The organism is Microbacterium sp. NPDC060117 (genome assembly GCF_042729315.1).
Classification (GTDB): Bacteria; Actinomycetota; Actinomycetes; order Actinomycetales; family Microbacteriaceae; genus Microbacterium.
The window spans coordinates 41450-57100 of record NZ_JBHWXR010000001.1; the positions used below are offsets into that span (position 1 = coordinate 41450).

Genomic DNA, 15651 nt, shown 5'->3' on the forward strand with positions numbered 1-15651 from the left:
GCCGAGGTCAGCTGCGGCGCGACGGCGCGCTGGTAGTCTGTGGGCGCATCGCGCGGTCGGTCCCACGACTCGTGCTGACGAGACGTCCGAACGCACAGATACACCCCCCGAGGAGAAGCAGTCGTGAGCAAGCGCGCATTGGTGACAGGGATCACCGGTCAGGACGGCCACCATCTCGCCGAGCAGCTGCTGGAGAAGGGGTACACGGTCCACGGGCTGATCCGCGGCCAGAACAACCCCAAGCGCGCCGCGTTCGAGACCGCGTTCCCGGACGTACGGCTGCTCGAGGGCGACCTCACCGATCCGGCCGCGCTCGTGCGCGCGGTGGAGGACTCCGATCCCGCCGAATTGTATAATCTCGCGGCGATCAGCCACGTCGGCTACTCGTTCAAGAACCCGTCACTGACCGCGGACGTCACCGGCAAGGGCGTCCTGAACATCCTCGAAGCCGTGCGTGTGACGGGGCGGGCCGAGACCACCCGCGTCTATCAGGCCTCGACGTCGGAGATGTTCGGCGGCCTCGACTACAACCGCCCTGGCAGCGGCTACAACGAGCAGTCGCTCTTCCATCCCCGCAGCCCCTACGGCGTGGCCAAGCTGTACGGCCACTGGATCGCACGGAACTACCGGGAGAGCTACGGCATGTTCATCTCCTGCGGCATCCTGTTCAATCACGAGGGCGAGCACCGCGGACCCGAGTTCGTGACGCGGAAGATCACTCGTGCCGTCGCCCGGATCAAGCTCGGACTGCAGGACAAGATCGTTCTCGGCGACCTCTATCCGAAGCGGGACTGGGGATATGCCGGCGACTACGTGCGCGGCATGTGGCAGATGCTGCAGCACGACGAGCCGGACGACTTCGTTCTGGCCACGGGCGAGACCCACTCCATCGAGGACTTCCTCACCCGGGCTTTCGCCGAGGTGGGCATCGAGGACTGGCGCCCCTTCGTCGTGCAGGACCCGGCCTTCATGCGTCCGGCCGAGGTCGACATCCTGCTCGGCAACCCGAAGAAGGCGGAGGATGTCCTCGGCTGGCGTCGGGAGACCTCGTTCGAGGGCCTGGTGTCCTTGATGGTGGCCAACGACCTCGCACTCGAGAGCATCGGCGCGAGATGACGCCCAGCAGGAGGCGCTCGGTCGTCGTCACCGGCGCTTCCGGCTTCGTCGGCCGCCATGTTGTCGCCGAGGCGCTTGCGCGAGGCTTCAAGGTCCACGGCATCGGCCGCGCCGAACAGAGTTGGCCCGATCGTAAGCGGCTCGATTCCTGGCATGTGACGGATCTGCGCGATGCCTGGCCTGAAGGGCTCGTCGTGGACGCCGTCATCCACCTCGCAGGGCTCGCCGCGGTCGGACCGTCGTTCGCCCACCCCCAGCACTACATCACGGCGAACAGCTCGATGATGACCACGATCGGCGAAGCAGCCCTCGCTGGCGCGATCACGGGCCGCATACTGGTCGTCAGCACCGGCGGGGTCTACGCCGGCAGCGGCGCCGCACCGCTCACCGAGGATTCTCCGCTGGCAGCCAGTTCGCCCTATGCCGTGAGCAAGATGCTCGTCGAGCATCAGGCCGACTACTACCGGCGCCGCGGCAGGGATGCCGTCGTCGCTCGCCCCTTCAACCACATCGGGCCTGGTCAGGCGCCCGGATTCGTGGTTCCCGACCTCTACGCGGCGCTGCGCGCCCTGCCCGCCGATGCGCCTCTCCCCACCGGGAACCTCTCCACCAGACGCGACTACACCGATGTGCGGGACATCGCCCAGGCGTATCTCGATCTCGTGACGGCGGAGTCTCTGCAGCACACCACCTACAACGTCAGCACCGGGAGCTCCCTCTCCGGGATCGAGATCCTGGAGCTCGTCTGCGAGGCCATGGGACGCCGCGTTCCGGAGATCATCGCGGACCCCGAACGCTGGCGGCCGACGGACGCGATGGAGATCATCGGCTCGAGCGAGCGACTCCGCAGCGAACGGGGGTGGGTCCCTCGACACGGCCCCCGCAGCGCGATCATGGACTTCGTCCTGGCCGAAGGCGCGGCAGCCGGTCGCGTCTGACGTGCGATTCCGCTCCCGCTGCCGACCGGGCCGCAGGAGCGGCGGGATCATCGCCGAACAGGGCACCGCACACGGGCTCCTCCACCGGCATCGGTAGCATGGATGCGTGTCCCCATCGCGTTCCCGCTCCCGTTCCGTGCGCCTGGCCGCCGTCATCGCCATCCCGCTGCTCGCGGTGCTGACGCTGTTCTCGTGGTCGTTCAGCTCCGCCGTCGGGTCGAGTCCCGACGATGATTTCCACCTCGCCTCCATCTGGTGCGGCCTCGGCGATCGCCCGGGACTCTGCGAGGAGCCGAGCGGAACCAGCGGGTCCACGGAGCGTTTGGTGCCGGCGCCGGTCGCCCAGGCGATCTGCGCAGCGCAGCACGCCGACATCAGCGGGAGCTGCTGGAACGGGAGCGCGCCCGGGCTCGCGCTCGTCAAGCGCGCGAACGTCGACCACCTGTACCCGCCGATCTTCTACGGCGCGATGTCCGTCTTCGCGAGCAAGGACGTGGCGGCATCCGTCATCGCGATACGCCTCGCCAACTCCGTCATCGCGGTCGGACTCATCACGGCGGTCTTCGTGTTCCTGCCACGGCGTCTTCGCCCGGCACTGATCCTCTCGGTGCTCGCCGCGTCGGTCCCTCTGGGGCTGTTCGTCTTCGCCTCGACGAATCCGTCGTCCTGGGCTCTGCTGTCCGCGGCGACCGTCTGGGTGTCGTTGTACGGTGCGCTGATCGCACCGACCCGAAGGCGATCGATCATCCTGACATCGCTCGCCGTGTTCGCCGCCGTGCTCGGCGCCGGCGCGAGGGCGGACGCCGCGCTCTTCGCGGTGTTCGGAGCGATGATCGCCCTGTGGCTCGGCCTGCGCCGTGGTCGTGCCGTTATCGCTCCCCTCGTCGGCGGGGCGGCGATCCTCGTGACCAGCGTGGCACTGTACTTCTCCGCGACGCAGAGCAGCGCCGCCACGGGAGGACTCGGCGGCTATGGCGCGCGCCTCAGCGGCGGGGAGCTGGTCCGCAACGTGCTCGACATCCCGAGTCTCTGGATCGGCATCTTCGGCTATTGGCCGCTCGGCTGGTTCGACACCGGCGTTCCCTCGGTCGTGTGGGTGCTCGGCTCCGCCGTCTTCGGCTTCGTACTGCTCGCTGGCCTCCACGGCGCGACGCGGCGCCGAGTCGTGGCGTCGCTCGCCGCACTCGCCGCGATGTGGTTCGTGCCGTTCTACATCCTGTGGCAGTCCGGCGCCCATGTCGGCGAGGGCGTACAGCCCCGCTACATCATGCCTCTCATGATCATCGCCCTCGGCGTTTCCGCGGCGAGCGAGAAGGCCACAGCGCTGTGGCGCGGCTGGCCGCTCATCGTCGCCGCTGCCGCTCTGGCGCTCACCAATGCGGTCTCCCTGCACATCAACATCCAGCGATACACGACCGGCCTCGACAAGACGAGCCTGGATCCGGGTTCGCACGCCGAGTGGTGGTGGGGCTGGGCACCGTCACCGATGGGAGTATGGCTGATCGGCTCCCTCGCGTTCGCCCTGCTCCTAGCCGGCCTTCTCTGGGCCAACCGTCAGTACGGCGACGAAGCGGAGTCGGAGCTTGTCGAAGCAGGCTCGGCACGCGGCCCGGTCGCGGACGACGCTTCGCCGAAGACGGAGGACCAGGTCTCCGCGCTGGAGAGCGAGCGCGCCTCCGCGCGGTAGCGCCGCGCCAGTGCGGGCCACTTCCACCACAGCTCGAGCACGGCGCGACCCGCTCCCAGGAGGTGGCTCGCCGCCGCGCGTCGATTCCGTCGGAGGAGGAATCCGCTGCTCCCGGCAGCGCTCTGCAGAAACACCTCGTCGACCAGTCCGAGAGACCACCACTTGCCGTGCTCCCGCCGGAGGACGATCGTCGTGGGCTCTGATGCCGGGCCCGCCGCCCGAGGCGAGCGCCGGAGCTGATGGGCAAGGACTCGCAGAAGACGTCCCGCGGAAGCGACCGCACCCCGTGGCACGACCGGCAGCGAAGCCTCCGGCGCGACCGACAGCCCGTCACGACTCTTCAGCGTTTGGCCTTCCTCGGCGAGTGCGGATCTGACGCGCGCCGGCGCACTCCGCAGACTCGGCACGAGATGCCCCGGCCCCGCGAGCACATCTCGCATTGCCATCCGCCGCACTGCCGCGGAGCCGTACTGAAGGCACAGTACGTGGTTGACGTCGAGGGCCAGCACATTCCGCAGCAGCGAGCCGCCACGACGGCGCGGCGAGTGGAGCAGGGCGGCGACCAGACGGTTGCGCAACTGGTAGTAAGCCTGCCAGTCCAGCCCGTCGTCCTTCGCCGTCCAGGGCACGTGCCAGAGCGCCGCGCCCGGAAGCGTGATGGTGCGATGTCCCGCCGCCGCGGCGCGCAGGCCGAACTCGGCATCGTCCCATTTGATGAACAGCGGCAGTGACGCGCCCACCGACTCGACGACGGAGACGGGGATGAGGCACATCCACCAACCGTTGAAGTCGACCGGACAAGGCTCGCTCAGGACCGGCAGACGATCGGGCCCCGCTTCCGCCAGATCGAGACCGGTCAGCTCGGGGTGGGCCGGCTCCCACCAGAATCGTCGACGGTCGATCCGCTCGCCCCACGAATGCAGTCGTGTCGGTTCGGTGAGTCGGAGCATCTGCGCCCCGATCAGCGGTTCGTCCTGCGCGTGCTCTGCGCGCGCGAGCATGCGCAGCAGGGATTCCGGCTCCAGGTTCACGTCGTCGTCGAGCACGAGCACGTGGCTGGCGGACGTGGCGCGCGCCTCCAGCATGCCCCGGCTGAACCCTCCGGAGCCGCCGAGATTGTCCTGCTCGATGACGCGGAGCAGGGCCCCCCAGGGGGTGGCTGCCTCCGCGAACGCCGGGTGGTTCCGGATCTGCTGCGTACCCTGATCCGCCACGACCACCTGCAGGATCCTCTTCCGTACCAGGGGATCGGACGCGAGGCGGGCGATGAGAGCCACGCAGTCGTCCGCGCGGTTGAAGGTGGTGATCGCGATCGACACCGTCGCCTCAGATCGCGCCGGTTCCGGAGCCGACCACTCCGCGTCGTGCAGCGTGAGCGGCTCCGAGGCCTCGACCTCGAACCAGACCCAGCCGGCCGAGCGCTCATCCAGGGGGAGCTCGAGAGCCCAGTCCCCCGACGCAGACGAGTCCGCGAGTTCCCGCACGGTACCGACCGCATCGGTTCCCCGCACGAGGATCCGTGCCTCTCCTTCGACGCGCAGCGAGAGCCGAAGGCGGTCGAAGCCCGTGTCCCCCCAGGCCACCCGCGGGAAACCTCCGAAGTAGGTCGCGAACGATGCGCGCGCATCAGCCCCGAGCCGGAGCGAGGTGCGCCCGAGGATCTCGGATTCGCCGTCCACGCGCACGTAGAGCTCCCGCGTCCCCGCTGGCACGGCATCGTCCGGCAGCACGACCCGCTGGACGGGACGCCAGATGATCTCGTTCCGCACGTTCATCGCATCCGCCGCGCACGCCACCGGCGCCGAGCCGCGCCGACGAGCCGCTGGCCGATCGTCCGTCGCTCATCCAGCTGCCGGGACACCTCGTCCTGCACGTAGCGCGCCAGGAACAGCGGAAGCCCGTCGCCGTGACCGGCGACATAGGTGCGCAGCGCCTCGTCCCGGATCCGGCGGTCGTAGTACTCATGCTCGTGTTCGAGCACGAACATGCTGTTCCCCAGGGCTCCGGTGGCGTTCGGGCGCTGCATCCAGAAGGCGAGCACCCGATCTCCGAGGAATCCGAGCGGGTGACGTGCTGCGACCCGCAGGTTGAATTCCCAGTCCTCGGCTGCGTGGACATCCTCGCGGTAGTACCCGACTTCGTCATGCAGGGCACGGCGGTAGAGATACGCGATCGGGACGAAGCGGTTCACCTGAAGGAGCTCCGCATAGGTGATCGACGTCAGAGCCGGCCAGAACGGCACGCGGCCGGTCTCCTCGAACCCCGTGGCCGTCTCACGTTCGTAGACGATCTCGGTGCGCGCCACGACGCCGCCGTCGCCGGGATTCTGATCGAGCCACGCGACGGTCGCGGCGAGGAATTCCGGATGCCACAGATCGTCGTCATCGTGCAGCACGACGTAGGCGCCGATGAGGCGCTGCACGCCGGCATTCGCGGCCGCCGACCGTCCCCTGCTGTCCGAGTGGTGGATCACGGAGAAACGCCCCCGCGCCGCGGTGCCGACAGCGGCGATGACGCGGTCGACTGCCGCGGCGTCTCCCCCGTCGTTGACGATCACGACGTGCCAGTCTTCGAAACTCTGCGACAGGATGTCACCGAGCGCGCGGGCCAGCATGGCGGGCCGGTCCTTGGTACGCACCACGATGCCCACGCGGGCGGACGCTGCGGCGGCCGTCGTGGTCTCGTCCCCGGAACTCGTACTCACAGGCGCTTCCCTCCCGGCCGACCGAACCGTCCGAGGCTATCATCCGCATAGACTTCCACCGTGCTGAGCATGCTTCGGACGCAGTGGCGCCGGTCCCGATCCCTGCCCGTCGCGGGGAATCTGCTCGCCGCGGCCGACCGGTTCTGGTGGGCCCGCACGATCCGCCGTGCACGCGTCGTCGATCTCGAGTTCGTTCGCGCCCAGTATCCCGGACGCCGGATCGGTATCCGCAGAGCCGTCCGAGCCTACGTACGGGGCGGATATCGCACCGGCCTCGTCCTCAACCCCCTTTTCCTCGAGGGACTGGTCTCCGCGCAGCTGCCGGATGCGGACCGCGTCCCCGCGCTCTACGCCTACCTCGTCTCCGATCCGGCCGAGATCGAGACCACGGCGGCCTGGAGCGCTCCCGACCATGCGCGCCTTCATCCCAGGGCGATCGGAGCGGTAGGCGGCCCCTTGGGCCATGCATGGCGCATGCTGGTGGACGGGAGCACTCTTCCGATGTCGTCGGGCTCGCGACTCGGTCTGCGCGCCGTGCAGCGGTCGGCGATCGAGGAGCCGGAGGCGCCGCCCGCGTCCGGCGCTCCGGACGATAGCGCTTCGGCGACGGCAGGTGTCGAGACCCTCCTCGAACTCGATCTCGGTACTGGGGACGAGGACGGCCGCATCCTCGGAGTTCTCACCGCGTTCCTCGGAACCAGCGATCCTGAGCGCACCCGCGCGATCGTCGATGTGCGGGCGGCTCGGCGGGATCTGCGCATCGCCGCCCGGCTGCTGGCGCTGGCCGACCACCGCATCGACCTCCGCGCCCGCACCGGGGTAACGCCCGCTGCGGAGGGAATGCTCCGACTCCGCCGGCGGATCGGCGTCGAGGTCGATGCCCCGACCTTGACGGCCCTCCGCGACCGGGCCGTCGACGGCCCCGTAGCTCCCCTTCTCCTCGCCGCGGACGGCACCGTGGCCTCCGCGGGCGTGGTCGCGCACGACCGCAGCGGATTCGCCCTGCTCGCAGGCTTTCCCGCGGAGGATGCGCGCGCGCTCGGCACCGCAACGCCGTCCGCCGCGCTGCCCGCCCCGGTGTCCGCGGGACGCGACGGCGACGCCACTGCACCGCGTGTCCTGCTCGACCTGAGCGCGGTCGTCTCCCGCCCCCTCCCCGGCTCGATACCGCTTCCCGGATCCGCGGATTCGGTGCTTCCGGAGCTCGGACGGGGGCTCTCCGTCGATGGGTGGACCGCGCACGGGCCTGCCATCAGGCGGACATCCGGCACGTTCGAGCTCCCCGAAGGCACCACGGTTCCGCGGCTCCGCTGGGCGATCAAGACAGCGGCGCCCGCCGGTGTGAGCGGCGAGAGCTGGGGCGACACGCATTTCGCTCGCGCGCTGGCTGCTGCGCTCGAGCGGATCGGGCAGTACGCCGCGGTCGACGCCCGTCCCGCAGCACAGCGCACAACCGCGGAGTACGACGATGTGACGCTCGTCCTGCGCGGGCCGCACCGCATAACGCCGCCGTCCACCGGCGTGCGACTGCTCTGGGTCATCAGCCATCCGGATGAGATCACGTCGGCCGAGCTCTCCGACTTCGATCTGACGTTCGCGGCTTCGCGCCCTTGGGCCCACGAAGCGGCGAGCCTCTTCGGCCGTCCCGTCGAGCCGCTGCTGCAGTGCACCGACGCGACGCGCTTCCGTCCCACCGGCGCGCGGCGGGACGGATCGATCGTCTTCGTCGGGACCGCACGCGGGCTGCACCGCCCTGCCGTCATCGCGCCGATCGCGGCCGGCCTGCCGCTGCGGGTGTACGGCCCCGACTGGCGCGGCTACATCCCCGCGACGCATATCGCAGCCACCGGAATCGCGAACGACGAATTGCCGGGACGCTACGAGACCGCCGGCGTCGTGCTCAACGACCACTGGCCGGCGATGCGGCGACACGGGTTCATCTCGAACCGGCCCTACGACGTGCTCGCTGCCGGCGGTCGCGTGATCAGCGACGAAGTCGAGGGCATCGTGCAGGAGTTCGAGGGAGCCGTACCGACCTTTCAGGACGGGGACGGACTCGTCGCCCTGTTGACAGGCGACCTGGACTCGCTGTTCCCCGATGCCGACGAGAGTGCGAGGATCAGCGCCGTCATCCGCGAACGCGACTCCTTCGATGCCCGGGCGCGGACGCTGCTGGACGCCGCGCTCACTGCACGCTGACGGCGCCTCCCGCGGGCCCGATCGTCTGCGCCGATCCCACCACGGTGAAACTCGCGCCGCCCTCGAGAGAGTGCGCACTCGGCGTGCTGAGACCGACGACGTTCGCGTTGACGATGTAGCGACCGGATCCGAGGCGGGCGTCGCTCACCCGGAGCTCGACAGTGCGCTCGCCCTCGATCGGCTCGAGTTCGACCCCGGCGAGGTCCGTGTTGGAGGCCAGAGCCATGTGACCGGATCCGGTGTCCACACTGAAACCCAGCGCCCAGGACTCGATCCGCACATCGGAACGCACGCGGATCCGGACGATGAACGGAGCTCCGGAGCTGATCTCGTCGATCTTCCGCCCCGATTCATCGCACATCTCGATGCCGAGCACCTTCATCGTCTGCATCGACAGGTTGTGCTGCCCGTCGCGCTCCGAGCCCTCCTTGAGGATCTCCCGGAATCGCTCGACCGCCGTTTCCGGGATGCCGTCGAAGACGACTTTCCCGTGGTCCAGCAGCAGCACGCGATCGCAGAGCTCCTCGATCTGTCCCAGCGCGTGGCTGACGAAGATGATCGAGCGGCCCTCCCTCTGGAAGGACTCGATCTTGTCCATGCACTTCTTCTGGAAAGCCTCGTCGCCGACCGCGAGCACCTCGTCCACGAGAAGGATGTCGGGATCCGTGTGGACCGCGACAGCGAACGCGAGACGGACGTACATTCCCGAGGAGTAGAACTTCACCTGAGTGTCGATGAAGTCCCCGATACCCGAGAAATCGAGGATCTCCGCGAACCGTGACGCGGTCTCCTCGCGTGTCAGGCCGAGGAGCGAGGCATTCAGATACACGTTCTCACGGCCGGTCAGGTCGGGATGGAACCCGGCGCCGAGCTCCAGGAGCGCGGCGACGCGTCCGCGCTGCCGGACCTCGCCCGACGTGGGCTGGATGATCCCGCCGATCACCTTGAGCAGAGTGCTCTTGCCGGAGCCGTTGTGGCCGATGAGGCCCAGGGTACTCCCGGCGCGGATCTGCACCGATACGTCGTTCAGCGCCCAGTAGTCCTCGCGATGGCGTCGTCCGGCTCGCCCGAGCGTGACGATGCGTTCCTTCAACGAGGAGTCCCGACGCACCGAGAAGCGCTTCGAGACGTCGGCGACGTCGACCACCACCGGGCGATCGATCACAGCGGGCGCGGTGTTCATCATCTCGTCCATGCGGTCACTCACAGTTCCTGCGCGAAGTTGCCCTGCAGACGCAGGAACACACGGTGGCTGAGCACCAGGAGAACCAAACCGACGACCAGTGCCACGATCTGCCGGAGCAGCAGATCATCGGGCTGCGGCAGGCTGTCGCCGGCCACCCAGAACGCCTTCTGGAATCCGATCACGGCCAGAGTGAGCGGATTGTTCGTATAGATCTCGAGGATCCAGGGGTGCTTGATCAGTCCCTTGACCATCGACCAGGCGTACACCACGGGCGATGCCCAGAACAGGAGCATGGTCGCGACCTCGACGAGGTACTGGATGTCGCGCAGATACACGTTCAGAGCGCCCAGGAGCAGCGCGAATGCGAGTCCGTAGACGATGATCAGCGCGAGAGACGGAACGACGTAGGCCAGCTGCGGGTGGATCGGCGGCTTGCCTGCGACGACGGTCGCGACCAGCAGCACCAGAAGCTGAACGCCGAAGTTGAACAACGCGGAGCCGGTCGACGCGAGCGGGAACAGCTCGCGCGGCACGTAGACCTTCTTGACGAGGCCTGCATTGGCGAGGATGGATCCGGTGCCGCCGACGGCGATCTCGGTGAACAGCCCCATCGCGGTCAGTCCCGAGAAGATGAAGATCGCGAAATCGGGGATGCCCCTGGCCGCGCCGATGAACTGCCCCAGCACCACGAAGTAGATCAGCAGCTGCACGAGCGGGCGGGCGAGCGACCACAGGAATCCGAGCGCAGAATCCTTGTAGCGCGACTTCAGATCACGCTTGATCAGCAGGTCGAGCATCTCGCGATGCGCGAGGATGTCGCGGATCGAACCGGCGAAGCCTCGGGGGGTGAACGGACGAAGCCCCCCGACTTCGCGGAGGGGAAGGGCGCTCAAGCGCGTATAGCGCTCCGAGGCCGATCCGGGTGTGGCCACAGACATAGGGTGCAGTTTACCGATCTGGTCGTCGAGGATGCGGGAGGCAGGCGGTTCTCAGCGGTGCCGCCACGAGGACGGGTGCCGGAGCCGCCAGAGGATCCCTCTGGCGCGCTCCGTCCGGCGGTAGACGCCCTTGGCACGATCGCGCAGGTGCGGGGCATGGAGGGTGACGAACATGCGTCCGAGATCACGAGCGGTGCCGTAGTCCCATTCGCCGAGGCGGCGCAGTAGCTGGATCTTGTCCATGGTGGTTCCTGGCATGGTCATGGACAGCTGATCGAGATTGTAGCTGAGCGCCGTGTAGCTCATCGAGAGGTAGTCGGATCCCGCGATGGTCCGGGTGTGATATCCGCGCTCGCCCGCCGCGTACGACGGCATCCTCTCCAGCACGTGAGCGAGCCCGCCGTCCTGGTAGGCGTCCGCGCCGCCGAAGTCCTCGTAGGTCCACGGATGCTCGACCAGCAGCCGCAGGGCTTCAGGCCGAGCGAAGTACATCGACCCGAACGGCGCCAGCGGCGAGCCCTCGTCGAGGGGTACCCGGATGCCGAGAGTGCGGCACCACTCCGCGAACGCGGGCTTGTTCTCCCACCAGCCGTGACCGATCGTCGGATGCCCGAGATGAACGGTCGGCGGAAAGGCCAAGCCGAGACCCGGCTCGCGTTGGAACAGCGCGACCACGTTGGCGGCGTACCCCGGAGAATTCAGCAGATTCCCGAACTGCTGCTCCTTGAAATGCGCGCCGACAGCCGGGGCGTCCTGCGGAGTCTTCTTGGAGTGGATCTTGACGAGGAGGTCGTACCCGCCGTCGAGGATCTCATCACGACAGCCGACGAGGAACGCCCCCTGATCCCGACCGTTGTTGGATTCGAGGACGCGCACCCGTGCGTCGCCACGAAGCGTCCGGCCTTCGAGGCGCTGTCGGATCTCGGCGGCGCGCGACTCTTCGGGAGTGGTGATCAACAGGTCATAGGCCCCCGGCAGGTTGTCCGCCCGGTCGAGCATCTCGTCGGTCATCTCCGGGTAGAAGACGTGCGCGACCACGAGCGTGCGCAGCGGGGCAACCGGATCGTACGAATCGTCCTCCTCCGGCAGCACGGACAGCAGTGCCGCGCCCGCGTTCATGACGCGAGGAGCGACGTTCCGCGCCATGTCCGCGTAGATGAGGTCGATCGGATATCCGTACTCCGCGGCCGAATCCAGCGTCCATCGGCTGACGACACCCGACTGGTCGAGATACGGAGGCCACTGGAAGAAGGCCCGACGCTTCAGCGTGGGGCACCCCGCGTCGAGCAGCTGTCGCGCATAGAGCACCGGATAGTTCTCGGGAGTGTCCAACAGCAGCGGGAACGCCACATCCCCGACGAAGCCCTGCTCGGTGAAGTGCTCGGTGAACACCCCTTCGTGTTTGACGACCGCGTCGGAGTACGTCGTCATCTCCGGCAGGTCGCGCCAGTAGTCGCCCCACTCCGGCGAGAGGAGCATGTCGCGCCGGACGGCGACCCAGTAGGACTGCAGGTGATATGGCAGGTACCCGGTGTTCGTGAACGGGTGCGGCTCCACGCGGGCGTGATCGGTGAGACCCCAGAAGTGCACGGCCCTCTCATCCATACGTTCGAAGACGTCGGCGAAGGATCGCACCGGGCCGTACCAGGTGTCGTTCGCGATGACGACCTCGTCATACTCCGCGATGCCCCCGCCCATGTGATCGAGGCCGAACTTGTAACCCCAGATGTCGTAGCCGCGGTTCTCCCGTTCGACGACCTCGTCACTGACCGTCGCGAGACGTCCCCGTCCACGTTCGGTCAGGACACCGTTCACCACCACCAGGATGTGCGTCGCATGCAGACGCAAGGCCGTCAGCGCGTGCAGCACGTAGTCCTCGACGTCGCCCCGGGGGTCGTAGACCACGTAGATGAGCAGGCGTCGACCGTCGGCCGGGAAGACCTCGGCTGGGCGCGGATAGGCAGGGATCAGCTCGCTGGTCGCGGTCATCGGTCTCCCCCGTCGTCCTTGTGCTCGTTGCGCACCGCCGAAAGGACGCGCTTCCCCATCAGACCCGCGTTGCGGGCCGTGCGATACAGGGGCTGCATCACGCTCGCGATCCGGGGATGGTTCAGATTGATGTACATCCGGGTGAGGGCGACCACTCCCCCATAGCCGGTCCATCCGGCGCGTCTCAGCAGGTGGATCTGCTCCACCGGATATCCGCGGGTCGTCATCGACAGCTCATCGAGCTTGAACTCGAGAGCCGTGTGGGAAATCTGCGCATGCTCGCGATTCAACACCGTGCGGCAGTGGTAGCCCGCCTCGGCAGCCGCCAGACCGAGCAGCCGCTCCTGGACGCGGGTGAGCTCGACCCAGCGTGCGCGGCGGCTACGGTGGTAGTCGCCCACGGTCCAGTCATGCTGGGCGAAGATCCTGAGTGCCGACGGCCGCCCGATCCACATCCCGCCATAGGGCGCGAGAGGCGACACCTCATCGAAGGGAACCGCGATCCCCAGCACGTCCGCGAGATCCTCGGCCGGCTCGCGGTACGCGCCCCAGCCTCGACCCATCGTCCCGTATCCGATGTGCACGATCGGCGGGAACACCATCCCGAGCCCCGGTTCAGCGCGGAACAAGTCGAAGATGCGCTGCACATACCCCGGTCCGCTCAGCAGGTTCTCCAGCTGGTATCGCCGTCCGTACTCGCGGATGTTGAGCGTCTTGCGTCGCGGCTCGCGCCCGTGCACGCGGATGACGAGATCGTAGCGATCGGAGAGCAGGATGTCCCGGCAGCCGATGAGGAGAGCGCCCATGTCGCGTCCGCCGGGGACCCAGGTGACCCGGACTTCAGCGTTCCGCGCCCAGTCGCGCTCGCTCGAGCGCAACCGCTCCTTCAGCTTCGCCGCCTTGCGCCCGTCCGTCGTGGTGACGACGAGATCGAAGGATCCGGGGATCTGTCGCAGTCGTTCAGCGAGCTCGTCCACGAATCCGAGGTGAGGCACATGTGCGAGCACCACCACGCGCAACGGAGCGCTCCCCTCGGTCGCCTCGTCCCTCGCGGGCGACGCGTCGGGCAGCACCTCGAGCATGCCCGCCAGGGCGTTGAGCGCAGCGGGTGGAGTGGTCCGCACGACGGCGCGCCAGAGGAGTTCGACCGGATAGCCCCGTCTGTCCATCTCCGCCACGATCGGCCGCACGAGCACCGCGAACCTGTCGAGAAGCGGCGGGAACTGTGCGAACACCGCGCGCAGGAGAACGGGGCATCCCGCTTCGAGCAGCGCGCCGGGGGCGAGGATGCCGGGATTGCCACGGGGGCCCAGGGTGGCCGGGAAGGCCGTCGAGCTGCGCACGCCTTGCGCCGCCAGAACCTCCGCAAACGCGTCCTCGCCATCCTCCCGCGCGACGGCCCAATACTCCTGCCAGGCTTGCGAGGCGACGACTTCGGCGCGGGCCGCAGTCCACGTCCACGGCATGAGGGCCTCCGGGAAACCCTCCATGGGGAAGGTCTCGGGCAGGTGGTCCGTCGTCTCCATCAGCCGCCACACGCCGGCATCGGATGCGTCCATGCGGGCGACCACGTCATCGAAGGATCCGATAGGGCCGAACCATCCGTTGCCGGTGAACAGCACTTCCTCATACGGCGCGACGTCTACGGTCTGCAGAGCGGTCCGGTACGCCCGGGCATCGACGGCGGCGCCGTCGTGGCCCACGACCTCATCGCTGATCTCCGCGACAGCGGCGAGGCCCTCTGCGGCGAGCCCGGGTTCGACGATCGCCACCAGCCGCGCTGCCAGCGGACGCAATGCCGCGAGCTGATGCAGAGTCGCGTCATCCGCATCGCCCCGGTCCGAATGCAGCGCGAACAGGACGATGCGACGCGCTCCGGCCTGGGGCTCCGCCTCGGACTCCACGGGATCCGTCGCGGTCATGCCTGCTGCGCAGGAAGCTGACGGCCCTGCGCGAGAGCCTTCAGCAAGTAGGCTCCGTAACCGCTCTTGACCAGCGGCTCCGCGCGCTCCCGCAACTCGTCATCGGTGAGGAAGCCCATGCGCCATGCCACTTCCTCGGGGCATCCGATCGAGAGCCCCTGACGCTTCTCGACCGTGCGCACGAACTCCGTGGCCTCGGCGAGGGAGTCGAACGTCCCGGTGTCGAGCCAGGCTGTGCCGCGCGTCAGCAGCTGCACCTGCAACTTGCCGCGCTCGAGGTACTCGCGGTTGACATCGGTGATCTCGAGTTCGCCGCGCGGTGAAGGCTTCAGGTTCTTGGCGATCTCGACCACGTCGTTGTCGTAGAAATAGAGGCCGGGCACGGCGTAGTTGCTCTTCGGCCGGGCAGGCTTCTCCTCGAGCGAAACCACATGCCCCTCGGCATCGAACTCGACGACGCCGTACGCGGTCGCGTCGTCGACCCAGTAGCCGAACACCACGCCGCCGTCCAGCTCGGTGTACTTTCGCAGCTGCGTGCCCATCCCCTGGCCGTAGAAGATGTTGTCGCCGAGCACTAGAGCCGCCGAGTCTGATCCGACGTGCTCCTCGCCGAGGATGAAGGCCTGAGCGAGACCGTCGGGCGAGGGCTGGGTCTTGTAGGTGATCGAGACGCCGAAGCGTGAGCCGTCCCCGAGCAGCCTCTGGAAGGACTCCGCGTCATGCGGAGTGGTGATCAGCAGGATGTCGCGGATGCCCGCCAGGATGAGCGTCGACAGCGGGTAGTAGATCATCGGCTTGTCGTACACCGGGACGAGCTGCTTCGACGTGCCGAGAGTGATCGGGTGCAGCCGGGAGCCGGTGCCACCGGCCAGGATGATTCCACGCATGCCCCCATTCTCTCGCATGACGTGCACTTTCCTGTGAATTCGCCGTCGCCCGACTCATGTTCCGGCCGCACGCGCCGCTACCCTG

10 protein-coding genes and 1 pseudogene are annotated in these 15651 nt (G+C 68.1%); 4 read left to right on the top strand and 7 right to left on the bottom strand.

Annotated elements, in window-relative coordinates:
• The first annotated feature begins 123 nt into the window (after positions 1 to 123).
• The 3 genes from ACFWCK_RS00190 to ACFWCK_RS00200 all read left to right on the top strand — a co-directional run bounded on the left by ACFWCK_RS00190 (position 124) and on the right by ACFWCK_RS00200 (position 3741).
• Entirely contained in the window at positions 124 to 1116 is a 993-nt protein-coding gene (locus ACFWCK_RS00190) for a GDP-mannose 4,6-dehydratase (protein WP_378804011.1), read from the top strand.
• Positions 1113 to 2054 (top strand): NAD-dependent epimerase/dehydratase family protein, encoded by a 942-nt coding sequence (locus tag ACFWCK_RS00195; protein WP_378804012.1) that lies wholly within the window; start codon positions 1113 to 1115, stop codon positions 2052 to 2054. Before ACFWCK_RS00190 ends, ACFWCK_RS00195 begins: the two co-directional genes overlap by 4 nt.
• A 106-nt stretch (positions 2055 to 2160) precedes the next feature.
• Positions 2161 to 3741: a DUF2142 domain-containing protein gene (locus ACFWCK_RS00200; protein WP_378804013.1), complete on the top strand. Its 1581-nt coding sequence runs from the start codon at positions 2161 to 2163 to the stop codon at positions 3739 to 3741.
• A 2-nt stretch (positions 3742 to 3743) separates the two neighbouring features.
• Here the strand turns inward: ACFWCK_RS00200 and ACFWCK_RS00205 are convergent.
• Positions 3744 to 5516: pseudogene (locus ACFWCK_RS00205) on the bottom strand (glycosyltransferase); the annotation flags it as partial.
• Positions 5513 to 6445 carry a glycosyltransferase family 2 protein gene (locus tag ACFWCK_RS00210; protein ID WP_378804014.1) on the bottom strand — a complete coding sequence of 311 codons (933 nt, stop codon included), beginning with the start codon at positions 6443 to 6445 and terminating at the stop codon, positions 5513 to 5515. The gene ACFWCK_RS00210 and the pseudogene ACFWCK_RS00205, both read right to left, overlap by 4 nt.
• Positions 6446 to 6505: 60 nt before the next feature.
• On the opposite strand from ACFWCK_RS00210, the gene ACFWCK_RS00215 reads away from it, so the two are divergent.
• On the top strand, positions 6506 to 8644 hold the full coding sequence (locus ACFWCK_RS00215) for a hypothetical protein (protein WP_378804015.1): 2139 nt from the start codon (positions 6506 to 6508) through the stop codon (positions 8642 to 8644).
• On the opposite strand, the gene ACFWCK_RS00220 is transcribed toward ACFWCK_RS00215, so the two are convergent.
• The 5 genes from ACFWCK_RS00220 to rfbA are packed head-to-tail and all read right to left on the bottom strand — an operon-like array spanning position 8631 to position 15566.
• Positions 8631 to 9830 carry an ABC transporter ATP-binding protein gene (locus ACFWCK_RS00220; protein ID WP_378805027.1) on the bottom strand — a complete coding sequence of 400 codons (1200 nt, stop codon included), beginning with the start codon at positions 9828 to 9830 and terminating at the stop codon, positions 8631 to 8633. The two genes, ACFWCK_RS00215 and ACFWCK_RS00220, sit on opposite strands and share 14 nt — an antisense overlap.
• A 17-nt stretch (positions 9831 to 9847) precedes the next feature.
• Positions 9848 to 10768: an ABC transporter permease gene (locus ACFWCK_RS00225; RefSeq protein ID WP_378804016.1), complete on the bottom strand. Its 921-nt coding sequence runs from the start codon at positions 10766 to 10768 to the stop codon at positions 9848 to 9850.
• 51 nt (positions 10769 to 10819) lie between these two features.
• Positions 10820 to 12757: a rhamnan synthesis F family protein gene (locus tag ACFWCK_RS00230; protein WP_378804017.1), complete on the bottom strand. Its 1938-nt coding sequence runs from the start codon at positions 12755 to 12757 to the stop codon at positions 10820 to 10822.
• Positions 12754 to 14679, bottom strand: coding sequence for a rhamnan synthesis F family protein (locus ACFWCK_RS00235; RefSeq protein WP_378804018.1), 1926 nt, complete (start codon positions 14677 to 14679; stop codon positions 12754 to 12756). The genes ACFWCK_RS00230 and ACFWCK_RS00235 overlap by 4 nt, the downstream gene beginning before the upstream one ends.
• Positions 14676 to 15566 (bottom strand): glucose-1-phosphate thymidylyltransferase RfbA, encoded by an 891-nt coding sequence (gene rfbA, locus ACFWCK_RS00240; RefSeq protein ID WP_378804019.1) that lies wholly within the window; start codon positions 15564 to 15566, stop codon positions 14676 to 14678. Before rfbA ends, ACFWCK_RS00235 begins: the two co-directional genes overlap by 4 nt.
• Positions 15567 to 15651 lie beyond the last annotated feature (85 nt).

What these genes read in the sequence shown, in the direction of transcription:
- ACFWCK_RS00195 (WP_378804012.1), top strand. Translation starts at nt 1,113, where the DNA reads ATGACGCCCAGCAGGAGGCGCTCGGTCGTCGTCACCGGCGCTTCCGGC.
- ACFWCK_RS00220 (WP_378805027.1), bottom strand. Translation starts at nt 9,830, where the DNA reads ATGATGAACACCGCGCCCGCTGTGATCGATCGCCCGGTGGTGGTCGAC.
- ACFWCK_RS00225 (WP_378804016.1), bottom strand. Translation starts at nt 10,768, where the DNA reads ATGTCTGTGGCCACACCCGGATCGGCCTCGGAGCGCTATACGCGCTTG.
- ACFWCK_RS00230 (WP_378804017.1), bottom strand. Translation starts at nt 12,757, where the DNA reads ATGACCGCGACCAGCGAGCTGATCCCTGCCTATCCGCGCCCAGCCGAG.
- ACFWCK_RS00235 (WP_378804018.1), bottom strand. Translation starts at nt 14,679, where the DNA reads ATGACCGCGACGGATCCCGTGGAGTCCGAGGCGGAGCCCCAGGCCGGA.
- rfbA (WP_378804019.1), bottom strand. Translation starts at nt 15,566, where the DNA reads ATGCGTGGAATCATCCTGGCCGGTGGCACCGGCTCCCGGCTGCACCCG.